Origin of the sequence: Pseudomonas saudimassiliensis (assembly GCF_000939975.1) — a bacterium.
GTDB classification, from domain to species: Bacteria; Pseudomonadota; Gammaproteobacteria; order Pseudomonadales; family Pseudomonadaceae; genus Halopseudomonas; species Halopseudomonas saudimassiliensis.
Genome location: NZ_LK391969.1, coordinates 3261678 through 3274649, shown reverse-complemented (window position 1 = coordinate 3274649; position 12972 = coordinate 3261678). Strand labels below are relative to the sequence as shown.

General features: G+C 61.6%; 12 protein-coding genes, 1 other RNA gene and 1 pseudogene. 7 read left to right on the top strand and 7 right to left on the bottom strand.

Going from position 1 to position 12972, the window contains the following annotated elements:
- Nucleotides 1-582, bottom strand: a complete 582-nt coding sequence (gene grpE, locus VG99_RS15080; protein WP_044501264.1) for a nucleotide exchange factor GrpE — start codon at nucleotides 580-582, stop codon at nucleotides 1-3.
- Nucleotides 583-769: 187 nt separating this feature from the next.
- Here grpE and recN point away from each other — a divergent pair, with 187 nt between their 5' ends.
- Complete coding sequence (gene recN, locus VG99_RS15075) at nucleotides 770-2446, top strand: DNA repair protein RecN (RefSeq protein WP_044501263.1); 1677 nt, start codon at nucleotides 770-772, stop codon at nucleotides 2444-2446.
- 59 nt (nucleotides 2447-2505) lie between these two features.
- Here the strand turns inward: recN and fur are convergent, their stop codons facing one another.
- Nucleotides 2506-2910: a ferric iron uptake transcriptional regulator gene (gene fur / locus VG99_RS15070; RefSeq protein WP_044501262.1), complete on the bottom strand. Its 405-nt coding sequence runs from the start codon at nucleotides 2908-2910 to the stop codon at nucleotides 2506-2508.
- A 94-nt stretch (nucleotides 2911-3004) separates the two neighbouring features.
- On the opposite strand from fur, the pseudogene VG99_RS15065 reads away from it, so the two are divergent.
- A pseudogene (locus VG99_RS15065) lies at nucleotides 3005-3409 on the top strand (outer membrane protein assembly factor BamE); the annotation flags it as partial.
- 71 nt (nucleotides 3410-3480) lie between these two features.
- On the opposite strand, the gene VG99_RS15060 reads toward VG99_RS15065, so the two are convergent.
- Nucleotides 3481-3792 (bottom strand): RnfH family protein, encoded by a 312-nt coding sequence (locus tag VG99_RS15060; RefSeq protein WP_044501261.1) that lies wholly within the window; start codon nucleotides 3790-3792, stop codon nucleotides 3481-3483.
- Nucleotides 3789-4223 (bottom strand): type II toxin-antitoxin system RatA family toxin, encoded by a 435-nt coding sequence (locus tag VG99_RS15055; protein ID WP_044501260.1) that lies wholly within the window; start codon nucleotides 4221-4223, stop codon nucleotides 3789-3791. Before VG99_RS15055 ends, VG99_RS15060 begins: the two co-directional genes overlap by 4 nt.
- A gap of 213 nt (nucleotides 4224-4436) precedes the next feature.
- Here VG99_RS15055 and smpB point away from each other — a divergent pair, with 213 nt between their 5' ends.
- Together smpB and ssrA are read left to right on the top strand one after the other, a co-directional pair.
- The gene (gene smpB, locus VG99_RS15050; RefSeq protein WP_044501259.1) at nucleotides 4437-4919 is read left to right on the top strand and encodes an SsrA-binding protein SmpB; all 483 of its coding nucleotides are present in this window, start codon (nucleotides 4437-4439) and stop codon (nucleotides 4917-4919) included.
- 87 nt (nucleotides 4920-5006) lie between these two features.
- Nucleotides 5007-5363, top strand: a transfer-messenger RNA (tmRNA) gene (ssrA, locus tag VG99_RS15855).
- Nucleotides 5364-5447: 84 nt separating this feature from the next.
- Here ssrA and ypfJ read toward each other — a convergent pair.
- Complete coding sequence (gene ypfJ / locus VG99_RS15045; protein ID WP_044501258.1) at nucleotides 5448-6335, bottom strand: KPN_02809 family neutral zinc metallopeptidase; 888 nt, start codon at nucleotides 6333-6335, stop codon at nucleotides 5448-5450.
- A gap of 185 nt (nucleotides 6336-6520) precedes the next feature.
- Here ypfJ and VG99_RS15040 point away from each other — a divergent pair, with 185 nt between their 5' ends.
- The 3 genes from VG99_RS15040 (at nucleotide 6521) to VG99_RS15030 (ending at nucleotide 10536) form a co-directional block, all read left to right on the top strand.
- Complete coding sequence (locus VG99_RS15040) at nucleotides 6521-7777, top strand: PQQ-dependent sugar dehydrogenase (RefSeq protein WP_076939771.1); 1257 nt, start codon at nucleotides 6521-6523, stop codon at nucleotides 7775-7777.
- Between the two features lie 162 nt (nucleotides 7778-7939).
- Nucleotides 7940-9823, top strand: a complete 1884-nt coding sequence (locus VG99_RS15035; protein WP_044501257.1) for a DUF294 nucleotidyltransferase-like domain-containing protein — start codon at nucleotides 7940-7942, stop codon at nucleotides 9821-9823.
- Nucleotides 9820-10536 carry a 3'-5' exonuclease gene (locus VG99_RS15030; protein WP_044501256.1) on the top strand — a complete coding sequence of 239 codons (717 nt, stop codon included), beginning with the start codon at nucleotides 9820-9822 and terminating at the stop codon, nucleotides 10534-10536. The genes VG99_RS15035 and VG99_RS15030 overlap by 4 nt, the downstream gene beginning before the upstream one ends.
- Nucleotides 10537-10540: 4 nt before the next feature.
- On the opposite strand, the gene VG99_RS15025 is transcribed toward VG99_RS15030, so the two are convergent.
- A complete protein-coding gene (locus VG99_RS15025; protein WP_044501255.1) occupies nucleotides 10541-12205 on the bottom strand; it encodes a BCCT family transporter in 1665 nt (554 codons plus the stop codon).
- Between the two features lie 233 nt (nucleotides 12206-12438).
- The gene (locus tag VG99_RS15020; protein WP_044501254.1) at nucleotides 12439-12717 is read right to left on the bottom strand and encodes a hypothetical protein; all 279 of its coding nucleotides are present in this window, start codon (nucleotides 12715-12717) and stop codon (nucleotides 12439-12441) included.
- Between the last annotated feature and the right edge of the window lie 255 nt (nucleotides 12718-12972).

Below are 12972 nucleotides of genomic sequence, written 5' to 3'. Positions count from 1 at the left end.
TCAAGCCTTCTCGTTGATCGAGCCGGAGGTGCCACCGGCACCTGCCTTGCTCACGACCACCATGGCCGGACGCAGCAGTCGGCCGCTCAGGGTATAACCCTTCTGGAAGACCTTGATGACCGTGTTGGGCTCGACATTGTCGCGCTCTTCCATGGTCATTGCCTGGTGCAGTTCGGGATTGAAGGGTTCGCCGTGGGGGTCGACCGCCACGATCTGATGGCGCGCCAGCGTATCGCTGAACAGCTTGAGCGTCAGTTCCATGCCATCGCGCATCGGCTTGATGGCTGGGTCTTCCTCACTGGACAGCTCCAGGCCACGCTCGAGACTGTCTACTACCGCCAGCAGGTCATTGGCAAACCGTTCCAGCGCAAACTTGTGCGCCTTTTCCACTTCCTGTTCGGCGCGACGACGGGCGTTCTGCACATCGGCAGCGGCACGCAGAACCTGGTCCTGTGCTGTCGCCAGCTGTTCTTCCAGGCTGGCGATCCGGGCAACCAGATCCTCCTCCACGGCAACAGTGCTCTGCTCCTGATCGATCATGGACTCCTCGTCCTGCAGATCCTGCTTCGGTTCGTCCACCATGTATATCTCCTGTCTGACAAAATAAGGCGACACGGCCTCAGGCCGGATTGAGCTTCACTGCAACCCTATATGGGGACTGCCTCTGCAGGTTCAAGGGGCGTTTTTTCCGGATGATGATCGGGGCTTGAACAGCAATATCCGACTACTGTATAAATAACCAGAACAACAACCTTCGGGGAGCGACGCCATGCTGGTGCATCTGGCGGTGAACAACTACGCAATTGTCGATCATCTCGAGCTGGAGCTGGACCGGGGCATGACCGTGATTACCGGCGAAACCGGCGCGGGCAAGTCCATCATGCTCGATGCCCTGGCCCTGACGCTGGGCGATCGTGCTGATAGCGGCGCCGTCCGGCCGGGCGCCGATAAGGCCGATATTCTCGCCACCTTCGATATCCGCGACATTCCCGAAGCCGCCCAATGGCTCGCCGAGCGCGACCTGACCAGCGATGACTCGCAGGTCATCCTGCGCCGGGTGGTCACCGCCGAAGGCCGCTCCCGCGCCTACATCAATGGCAGCCCCTGCCCGCAGCAGCATCTCAAGGCCCTGGGCGAGATGCTGATCGACATCCACAGCCAGCACGAGCACCAATCCCTGCTGAAAACCGACACCCATCGCCGGTTGCTCGACGAATACGCCGGTGCTGGCGACCTGGCCCGCCAGGTCCACCTGGCCGCCCAGCGCTGCCGCCAGACCGAGCAGGCATTGCAGCAGGCCAGCGAGATCAACGACGAGCAGAATGCCCGCATCCAGCTGCTCAGCTATCAACTCGAAGAACTGGACAATCTCAGCCTCCAGGAGGGGGAGCTCGAGCAACTGGAGGCCGAACAGCGCCAACTGGCCAACGCCGAGCTGATCATGCACTCCTGCCAGCAGATCATCAATCTGTGCAGCGAAAACGACAGCGGCAGCGTACTGCAGGCGCTGACCTCCAGCCTCAACCGCCTGGGTGGACTCAAGGAACACAGCCGCAGCCTGGATGAAGCCCATAACCTACTGTCCGGAGCGCAGATCCAGGTAGAGGAAGCCGTCGGCGAACTGACCCGCTACCTGGATCACTTCGAAGCGGACCCGCAACGCCAGCAACAGGTGGAAGAACGCCTGGGCGTGATCCATGACCTGGCCCGCAAGCACAGGATCAACACAGATGAGCTGCCCGCCCTGCAACAGCGGCTGATCGATGAACTGGAAAGCATCCAGCAACAGGACGCTGACCGCGAGCGGCTGGCCGAGGAACTCACCGCCTACCGCGAACATTTCCAGACCCTCGCCAGCCGCCTGTCGGACACTCGCCGCAAGGCAGCGACCCGCCTGGCCAAGGCGGTGACCGGGGAAATCCAGCAGTTGGGCATGCCCGGCGGCCAGGTCCAGGTCGAACTGCATCCGCTGAAGCCAGAACAGTATCCCCTGCAGGGTCTGGAGAACGTGGAGTTCCTGGTCAGTGCCAACCCCGGCCAGCCGGCCAAGCCGCTGGCCAAGGTCGCGTCGGGCGGGGAACTGTCGCGCATCAGCCTGGGCATCCAGGTCATCACCGCCCAGACCTCGCGGGTACCGACGCTGGTGTTCGATGAAGTGGATGTGGGCATTGGCGGACCGACGGCGGAAATTGTCGGCAAGCTGCTGCGCCAACTGGGTGAACGCGGCCAGGTCCTGACCGTGACCCACCTGCCGCAGGTGGCTGCCCAGGGGCATCAGCACCTGTTCGTACGCAAGGAACAGAAGCGCGATTCGACCCGCACCTGTATCGACCGTCTGGATCAGGAAGGGCGCGTGCACGAGGTGGCGAGGATGCTGGGCGGGGTGGATCTTACCGAGGAGTCTCTGGCCCATGCCCGCAAGCAGCTGGCGGGCAATCGGCCATAAGCGGCTGACGGCTTGCCCGTCAGCCTGGCTGGTCAGGCGACGCCTGACCAGCTGTCACGTCAGTCTTTCTTTTTCACATAGAGCACGAGATTGTGATCCACCATCTCGTAACCGTGTTCCTTGACGATTTCCTTCTGGCGGCGCTCGATCTCGGCATCGAAAAACTCGATTACTTCGCCGGTGTCCACACAGACCATGTGGTCGTGATGTTCACCGTCGGCGAGTTCGAATACGGCATGGCCACCATCGAAGTTGTGACGCACCACCAGACCGGCGGTCTCGAACTGGGTGAGAACCCGATAGACGGTGGCCAACCCAACGTCTTCCCCCGCCTCCATCAGCGCCTTGTATACGTCCTCGGCGCTCATGTGGCGGTCTTCGGTATTGTCCAGCATCTGCAGGATCTTGACGCGCGGCAGGGTCACCTTAAGCCCTGCCTTGCGGAGTTCGTGATTTTCAACCATGGTCAGATTCTCTCTCAACGCTTCGCAGCACCGAATCAGTCGGGTATGATTCAGGGCCATTCAGCCAACTTTCGATAGTGGATGTTACCACGCGATGCCAAATAGTCTGAACCGTGTCATTTGTATCCTCTTGTTCTGCGCTGCGGGCGCAGGTCTTACCGGCTGCGGTTTTCCCGGTGTGTACAAGATCGATGTCCAGCAGGGCAATGTCGTTACCCAGGAGATGGTGGACCAGTTGCGTCCGGGCATGACCCAGCGGCAGGTCCGCTTCATCATGGGTACTCCCCTGGTGCAGGATACCTTCGCGCCCAACCGCTGGGATTACCTCTACAGCATGCAGGCCGGGCATAACCCCCGGGAGCAAGAGCGCATCAGCCTGGTATTCGAGAACGATTTGCTGGTCGGCCTGGCGGGCGACTTTGTCCCCGGCACCAGCCGCGATGAAGCGATCATGGGTGGTGACAGTCCTGCCGAGGACCCGGCAGCAACCAGCTACCCGATTGACCTCGGCGCCCCGCTGGGTACTGGCGAGTAAGTCAAGCGGACGGTATCGCACCGTCCGCTAGCGCCTCATTCCGCTTTGCCAGCTTCCTTGGCTCGAGCGGCCCGCTGCTTGCGGACCTCCTTGGGGTCGGCGATCAGCGGCCGATAGAGTTCTACCCGCTCGTTATCACTCAGTACCCGCTCCGCCGGCTTGGGCACCAGCTTGCCGAACACGCCCATGGCGCATTGCTCCACATCCAGTCCCGGAAAATGCTCGGCCAACCCGGACAACCGCGCCGCCTCAAGCGCCGTGGTGCCCTCCGGCACGGTCAGCCGGATGATGCGTTGCTGGTCCGGCAACGCATAGGCCACCTCCACCGTGATGGCCGGATCACTCACCCGTAGAGCTCCTGCGCACGCTTGGAAAACGCCTCGACCATGGTATTGGCCGCATGGTTGAACAACGGCCCCAGGGTCGCGCGAACCAGGGCGCCAGAATAGTTGAATTGCAGATCCAGGGTGATCTTGCAGGCTTGTTCGTTCAGTGCCTGGAAGGTCCAGATACCGTTGAGCTCGGTAAAGGGCCCGTCCTCCAGACGCATCTCGATGCGCTCACCCGGCACCAGCTGATTGGTCGTGGTAAAGGACTGGTGCAACCCCGCCTTGCCCACCGTCAGGCGCGCCTGCATGGCATCGTCGGTCTCGCTCAAAACTTCGGCCTTGGTGCACCAGGGCAGGAATTCAGGATAATGCTCGACCCGGTTGACCAGATCGAACAGGCGCTCCGCCGGAAACGGCAACAGGGCCGAACGCTTGATGTGCGTCGTCATAGGTTATTCACTTGAACAGTTCGGTTTGGAAATATCATCTTCACCCCTAGGGCAAAATATAGCCTACCAGCGAACAGGGCACCGGGAACAGGCGCGATTGGCTCAATCCGCTCCCACAACCGCCGGCCAGCCATCACCCTCAGTGCAAATGTCGCTGCCCCGCCACCATCAGAGATAGCCGAAGCCAGTCCCAGCCCCTATAATACGCCGCCTATGAGCAAGCAAAAGAAACCCCAGGCCAACGGCGGCACCATCGCGCTGAACAAACGGGCCAAACACGAATACTTCGTCGAGCAGCGCTTCGAAGCCGGTATCGCCCTGTCCGGCTGGGAAGTGAAAAGCTTGCGCGCCGGCAAGGCGCAACTGGTGGACAGCTACGTACTGCTGAAGGATGGAGAAGCCTACCTCTTCGGTGCGCATATCACCCCGCTGCTGACCGCCAGCACCCATGTCATCGCCGACCCGACCCGCACCCGCAAGCTGCTGCTGCACAGCAAGGAGCTGGACAAGATCATTGCCGGCGTCGAGCAGAAGGGCTACAGCTGTGTGCCCATGGCGCTGTACTGGAAGAAGCATCTGGTCAAATGCGAGATCGCGCTGGTCAAGGGCAAGAAGGACTACGACAAGCGCGAGACCGAGAAGAACCGCGACTGGGACAGAGAGAAACAGCGCCTGGTCCGCGAGAACAACCGCTGAGCCAAATTGTTGCCAAAGGTATCTCCGCTATACGCTAGCGAACCTATGGCGTAGAATGGCGTCTGATGTAACAAGCACCAAGGTTTTGGGGCCGATCAGGATTCGACGACGGTTACAAAGCTTGAGGGGCATGCCGAGTTGGTAACAGAACTCGTAAATCCACTGTTGCAAACTAATAGTTGCCAACGACGACAACTACGCCCTAGCAGCCTAAGCGCCGCTAGCAGCCTCTAGGGGATGCCTGTAAACCCGAAGATCTGGCTGTCATATAGAACAGGATCGCCGCCAAGTTTGCTGTAGACGTAACGGCTAAAACTTATACAGCTCGCTCCAAGCACCCTGCCACTCGGGCGGCGCGGAGTTAACTAAGTAGAGATGGCTAAGCATGTAGAACCGATAGTGGCGGACTGGCGGACGGGGGTTCAAATCCCCCCGGCTCCACCAAAAACGAAGCCCCAGCTGAGCTCAGCTGGGGCTTTTTCTTTGTCCGGAAAACGGCTCGATCTTTCCCCCTTAGCTTACCCAGCCTCAAAGCTGCGCCGAAAACGTATCGCATTGCCCCATATCCCCGCTCTCGAACCCGCGCTTGAACCATGCCACGCGCTGGGCGGAGGTGCCGTGGGTGAAGCTGTCGGGCACTACCTCACCACCGCTGCGCTTTTGCAAGCGGTCGTCGCCGATGGCAGCGGCGGCCTGCAGGGCTTCCTCCAGATCACCCGGCTCCAACAGCTGGCTGTAGTTGTGCGCGGCGTGGCCCCAGACGCCGGCCAGGCAGTCAGCTTGCAGCTCCTGGCGCACCGACAGGGCATTGACCACGGCGGCGGATTTGCCCCGGCTGGTGGCGCGCACCTCCTGGCTGATGCCCAGCAGAGTCTGGATATGGTGCCCGACTTCATGGGCGACCACATAGGCCTGGGCGAAATCGCCTGGGGCGCCGAGCTGGCGCTCCAGATCCTGGAAAAAGCTCAGGTCGAGATAGACCTTGCGATCCGCCGGACAATAGAACGGACCGACGGCGGCGCTGGCCGAGCCGCACGCCGAGGCTACCCGCTGGCTGAATAGCACCAGTACGGGCTCCTCGTAACGTTCGCCATATTCAGTGAAGACCCGCTGCCAGGTCTGTTCCGTATCGGCCAGCACCACGGAGACAAATTCGGCCAGTTGCTGCTCCTCGGCGGACAGGCTGGCAGTCTGCGAGGGCGTAGGGCCGGTCAGTTGCAGCAGGTCGATGCCGAGCATGCGCGCGCCAAAGAACCCCACCACCCCCACGGCGAGCACAACGCGCCCAGCGCGGGTGCGTAGCAGCCAGGGCAGAATGCGCAGGAGCAGCAGCAACAGTCCACCGCCCCCGGCCCGCAGCGGCTGTCCCCGCCGGTCCTCGATATTGCTGCTTTGCCGCCTGCCCCGCCAGTCCATATCCTGCTCCGCTGCCCCCGTTATCCAGATGGAGCATAGATCAGCCCCACCACCGCCACAACGCAGGCGGCCGGCGGCCGGGTTGCCAAACGCGAGTCGCGTCCTATATTGAGTTATCACAACCAACCCTAGTGGGCGCCACGCAGTTAGGGGTAGCGTCATTCCCATTGATACAAGGAGCAGTCATGATCCCTTTCCGCCACTCATTGATTTTTCTCGCAACCCTCGGTGTGCTGACGGCATGCGACAATTCAGCGGATCGGGAGGATCAGGCGCAAACAGCGCCGGCCACCAACGAGTCCCAGGCTGAGCTGGCCGAGTCTGTTGAAGCCAACGCCGACCCGGTGCCCGCCCCGCCCGAAGCAAACCAGGCCGAACCAGAAGACGCCGATGCCAGCGCGCCCTTCTCCGTGACCGAATTGACCCGCTTCGATGATCCCTGGGCCATGACCTTCCTGCCGGATGGCCGGTTGCTGGTAACCGAGATGGGCGGCACTCTGCAGATCTATGACGCCAGGGAAGATGCCAAGACAACGGTCGACGGTGTGCCTGAGGTAGCGCACGCCGGACAGGGCGGATTGGGCGATGTGGTGCTGCATCCGCAGTTCGATTCCAACCAGCAAATCTACCTCAGCTATGCCGAGGCCGGCGATGGCGGCTCCGGGGCGGCGGTAGCCCGGGCCCGCCTGGTGTTGAATGAGCAAGGCGGTACGCTGGAGGACTTACAAGTGATCTGGCGGCAGACGCCGAAGATGTCCGGCAACGGGCATTACGGCCATCGCCTGGTCTTTGATCGCGATGGCATGCTGTGGATCAGCTCCAGCGAACGGCAGGAGTTTGATCCTGCCCAGGACATGAACAGCAACCTGGGCAAGATCGCCCGCCTGCATGATGATGGCAGCATCCCCGAAGACAATCCCTTTACCGATCAAGGCGAAGTGGCGGCCCAGGTCTGGTCCCTTGGCCACCGCAACATCCTGGGTATGGCCTTTGACGCCGACGGCAAGCTGTGGGCCCATGAAATGGGGCCAAAGGACGGTGACGAACTCAATCTGATCGAGAAAGGCGCCAACTATGGCTACCCCCTGGTCTCCAACGGCAACCATTATGACGATACGCCCATCCCCGATCACGACACCCGTCCCGAATTCAACGCCCCGGCGATCACCTGGACGCCCGTGATCTCGCCGGCAGGCTTCATCATCTATAACGGCGAGATGTTCCCGGACTGGCAGGGGGATGGCTTCATTGGCGGTATGTCGTCCCAATCCGTGGTGCGGGTGGAGTTCGATGGTGATACCGCCCGCGAAGCGGAACGGCTTGAGCTGCAGAAACGTATCCGTGAAGTCGAGCAGGGTCCGGACGGCGCCATCTGGCTGCTGGAGGACGGTACCCGGGAAGGGGAAGGTGCGCTGCTGAAGCTGACACCCCGGGGCGAATAAGCCCTGGATCGCTGTGCGACCGGCATGCCTGGTCGCACAGCCTCCCTGATGCTTCCCGAACGCGGACAGCGGTAATGGTGACCATGCCCCACGACGGCGGGTACAGCAGCAGTCCGTCGCCCCAGGCATTACACTGTCGCCAGGGCCACCCAGGAAGCCACCATGCAAGTTGAACTGATCGAGATACGCGACCACCTCAGCCGTTTTGCCCCCTTCGACGAATTGCCGGAAGAGACGCTGGACGAGACCGCCAGCCAGGTGCAGGTGCGCTATTACAAGGCTGGCACCTCGATCCTGGAGCCTGGCGATGACATCGCCGACCTGCATTACATTCGCAGCGGCGCGGTGGAAGTATTCCGCCGCAACGGCGAGCTGTTCAATCGACTGGGGGAAGGAGATATTTTCGGCCAGGCCAGCCTGCGCCGCGGCGGTCGGGTGCGCTTTCCGGCCCGGGCGCTGGAAGACACGCTGATCTACTTCATCCCGGTCGCGGTATTCGAGCAGTTGAGCGATAACTTCGACAGCTTCGCCGACTTCATGGATACCGAAGGATCGGGCCGGCTGCGCTCGGCGGTGGCGGCCCAGGGGCGTGCCAACGAACTGATGAAGGCACGCGTCAACAAGTTGATCAGTCGGCCGCCCGTCATGCTCAATGCTTTATCGAGCATTCACCAGGCCGCCAGCGTGATGACCGACAACAGTGTGTCTGCCCTGCTGGTTACCGAGCCGGCTGCGGACGATCCCCAGCAGCAGCGGGTGGTCGGCATCATCACCGACCGGGATTTTCGTACCCGTGTGGTATCCGAGGCCCTGCCGCCGGAAACACCCTTGCACCACATCATGTCCGCGGACCCGGTTACCCTGCAGTCCAGCGCATCGGTGTTCGAGGCGATCCAGTCCATGCTGCGGCATAACGTCCACCACCTGCCGATTCTCCATCGGCGTCGGCCGGTGGGGCTGATCAACCTCGCGGATGTGATCCGCTATCAATCCCAGAGCAGTCTGTATCTGGTCAATGCCATCTTCAATCGCCAGTCCGTCAACGAGCTGCAGAGCCTGGTGCCGGATGTCCGGGCGACCTTCGTGCGCATGGTCGAGGATGACGCCAGCGCCCATATGATCGGCAGCGCCATGTCGAGCATTGGCCGCAGTTTCATCCAGCGCCTGGTGGACCTGGCCGAGGCGCAGCTGGGACCGCCGCCGGTGCCCTACTGTTTCATGGTGATGGGCTCCATGGCCCGGGACGAGCAGTTGATCGTCACCGATCAGGATAACGCGCTGATTCTGGACGACAGCTTCGACCCTGACGTCCATGACGACTACTTCCTGCGCCTGGCCACCTTCGTCACCGACGGCCTGGCCGCCTGCGGTTATAAATACTGCAAGGGAGACATCATGGCGACCAACCGGCGCTGGCGCCAGCCGCTGACCGTCTGGAAGAGTTATTTCAGCGACTGGATCGAGCGCCCCAATCCCGAGACCCTGCTCAACAGCAACATCTTCTTTGACCTGGAGGCGGCGAGCGGCCAGGCCGATTTCGTCGAGCAGCTACGGGAACTGATCGTGGCAAAAGCCAGCCGCAACCCCCGCTTTCTCGCCCTGATGTCACGGAACGCGGTCAATCGCACGCCGCCGCTGGGGTTCTTCCGCACCTTTGTCATGGAGCAGGACGGTCGGCAGAAGAACATCATCAACATCAAGGGGCGTGGAACGGCGCCGCTGACCGACCTGATCCGCATTCACGCCCTGGCCTGTGCTTCCACCGCCCAGAGCTCAGTCGACCGGCTGGACGATATCGCCAAGACGCGCCTGATGCCCCCCGAGTCCGTGGATCGATTGCGCTATGCGTTGGAGTTTTTGTCCCTGGCGCGGATCCGCCACCAGGCGCTGGACCTTCAAGAAGGGCGGGAGCCCGACAACTATATCGAGCCGGAAAACGTCTCCGCGGCGGAGCGGCACGGGTTGAAGGACGCCTTCCAGGTCCTCAGCAATGCGCAGAAATTCCTGCGTTACCGGTATCCTCCTGCCGGCGGCGGCAAGCCATGAAGCCAACTACTGCGCCACGCACGGGCGATTGGCCGGAATACCTGGCCAGCATGGCCGCCACCAGTGCACAGCCCGCCCTGCAGCGCTTCTACGCAGCCGACTGGCCAGCCGCCGATACGCCCCTGGCCGAGGTCGAATTCGTGGCGCTGGATATCGAGACAACCGGGCTCAACGCCAAGCGCCACTCCATCCTGAGCATTGGCGCCATTCCCTTCACCCTCCAGCGCATCCGCAGCAACCAGGCTTGGCAGCAGCTGGTTCGGCCGCAGGGGGACCTGATGCCCGAGTCGGTGGTCTTCCATCGCATCACCCATTCGGACATCCAGCAGGCGCCGCGCTTCGCCGAGATTCTCGACGACCTCGTGGACCAGCTAGCGGGCAAGGTGGCGGTGGTTCATTACCGCAATATCGAACGTAATTTCATTGACCAGGCGGTACACCAGGCCTGCGCAGAACGCCTGCTGTTTCCCATGATCGATACCATGCAGATCGAGGCCAACCAGTATCCACAGCGCCAGCCCGGCTGGCTGCGGCGACTGCTGGGGCGCGAGCCGATCTCCATTCGCCTGGCCGACAGTCGCAGCCGTTACGGCCTACCCCTGTACCAGGCGCACCATGCCCTGACCGATGCCCTGGGCACCGCCGAGCTGTTCCAGGCGCAGGTGGCGACGCATTTCTCGCCACAGCAGCGCCTGGGTGATTTCTGGTGCTGAGCCGCTAGCGCGGCTCGCTCATCAGTCCCTTCACTACCGCAACACAGCCGACCAACAACACCAGGGTAAACGGCAGGCCGGTGGACACGGCCATGGCCTGCAGGGCCACCAGGCCACCACCCAGCAACAGCGCAATGGCTAGCACCCCTTCGGTTATCGCCCAGAAGATGCGCTGCGACACCGGTGCGTTGATCTTGCCGCCGGCAGTGATGGCATCAATCACCAGCGAGCCTGAATCGGACGAGGTGATGAAGAACATGATCACCAGCACGATGCCGATGAACGAGGTAATCGCCGCCAGCGGCAGCTCGCCGAGCATGACAAACAGCTGCAGCTCCAGCGCCGCATCCTGCACCCCGGTAAAGCCATCACCCAGCACCTGGTCGATGGCCACGCCACCGAAGGAGGTCATCCACAGCACCGAGACCAGGGACGGTACCAGCAGTACCGCCGCCAGGAACTCGCGCACGCTGCGTCCGCGACTGACCCGGGCGATGAACATCCCGACGAAGGGTGACCAACTGATCCACCAGGCCCAGTAGAACCCGGTCCAGCCTTGGCTGAAGTTGGCATCGTCACGTCCCACCGGGTTGGATAGCGCTGGCAGGTAGCTGATATAGGCGCCCAGGTTGTTGAAGAAGCCCTTGAGGATCTCCAGGGTCGGACCGAAGACGATGACGAACAACAGCAGCGCCACCGCCAGCAGCAGGTTGATCTTGGATAGCTGTTGCACACCCTTGTCGACTCCGGCCACCACCGACCATAGCGCCACCACGGTGATGGCGATGATCAGCAACACCATGGTCAGGTTGCCGGTCGGGATGCCGAACAGGTGCTCCATACCCGCGCCAGCCTGCTGCGCGCCCAGGCCCAGCGAGGTCACCAGGCCGAACATGGTGGCGAACACTGCCAGAATGTCGATCACGTGACCAGGCCAGCCCCAGATGCGCTCGCCCAGCAGCGGATAGAAAATCGAGCGTACGCTCAGCGGCAGCCCCTTGTTGAAGGAAAAGATCGCCAGGGACAGGGCCACGATGGCGTAGATCGCCCAGGGGTGCAGGCCCCAGTGGAAGATGGTCGCCGCCATACCCAGGCGTACCGCCTCCTCCGCATTACCGGCAGCGCCACCAAGCGGCGCCCAATCGGTACGGACCCCATCAGCCCCAACTACCACGCCGTCAAACGCCGCGGTGAAATGCGACATCGGCTCAGCCACCCCATAGAACATCAACCCGATACCCATGCCGGCGGCGAACAGCATCGAGAACCACCCCAGGTAACTGTAGTCCGGCGTGGCGTCCTTGCCGCCAATGCGGACCTTGCCCAGGGGCGAGACAATCAGCGCCAGGCACAGCACCACGAAGATATTGGCCGCACCGATGAAGAACCAGGCCATTTTGCTCGTCAGCCAGCCCCGCAGGCCGGTAAACACCTCCGCGGCCTGTTCCTGCAGGGCCAGGGTCAATAGCACGAACAGCAGGATGGTGCCCGCCGAGATCAGGAAGACCTTGCTGTGTATATCCAGGTTGATGGTCAACTTCCCGGCGAAGTTATCCTGCCCCACAACATAATCGGTATCGATCAGGTTGGCGTCGCCGGATGGCGCGGGAATGCCATCCTCACTGTCCTTGATAGTCGGGTCGGTTTCATTCGTGGGCTGGGTTCCCATGGAGTTACTCCTTGCATGTCATACTCAGCAGCACACTGAGGAAGGGGCAATAGCTATTGCCGACGATGCCCGTAGGCATGAGTAGCAGACTCAGGTCTAACCTTAGTCGCTAGTAAGAAAAATTGCTGGCAAGCCAGCGCAAGCATGGCCTGTGACGATGGTTGCACGGGCCTGGGCGAGCATGCCCGTAGCTAAAACTGCCGGTCAAGCGGAAAGTGCAGCGGTGGGCGCGGTCAGGAGGCCGAGCGGATGATCCCCAGAACATCCGCTGCAGACAAGCGATAGTTTTTCATCAGTGTCTTGAGTTCATTGTTGAACGCCTGTTCTTCCGATATATGTTCAGCTTCTTTCTTTGCTTCAAGTTGCGCCAGACTTTCTGCCAGTTTGCGTTCGATTTCCCGAAACGTCGCGTTCTTGGTCATGATTAACCTATCAGGAATGGGAATTGAGCCCCGTTGCATATCGGGCAGCATCCAATGGACGATGCCGCGGTCAACGGCTAGCCTTGTCATACAGGTCAATGCTTGTTCAGGGTTGCACACGGAGGCGCCTACCCGAGGAGCGAAAACACCCCTCAGCTCCGCTTCATACGACACATGGAATTGACGATGCTGTTGTCGTGGCTGGAGTCGCTAGCGCAAGCTACCGCGGAAACTATGACAACCCAACCGGATGAAGTTCCGGACGAGACAGCCGGGACGCCGGACCGCCGGACCGCCAGAAACGGAGCAGAGCGATTCTATCACGCCGAACCTAACCTGGGACCA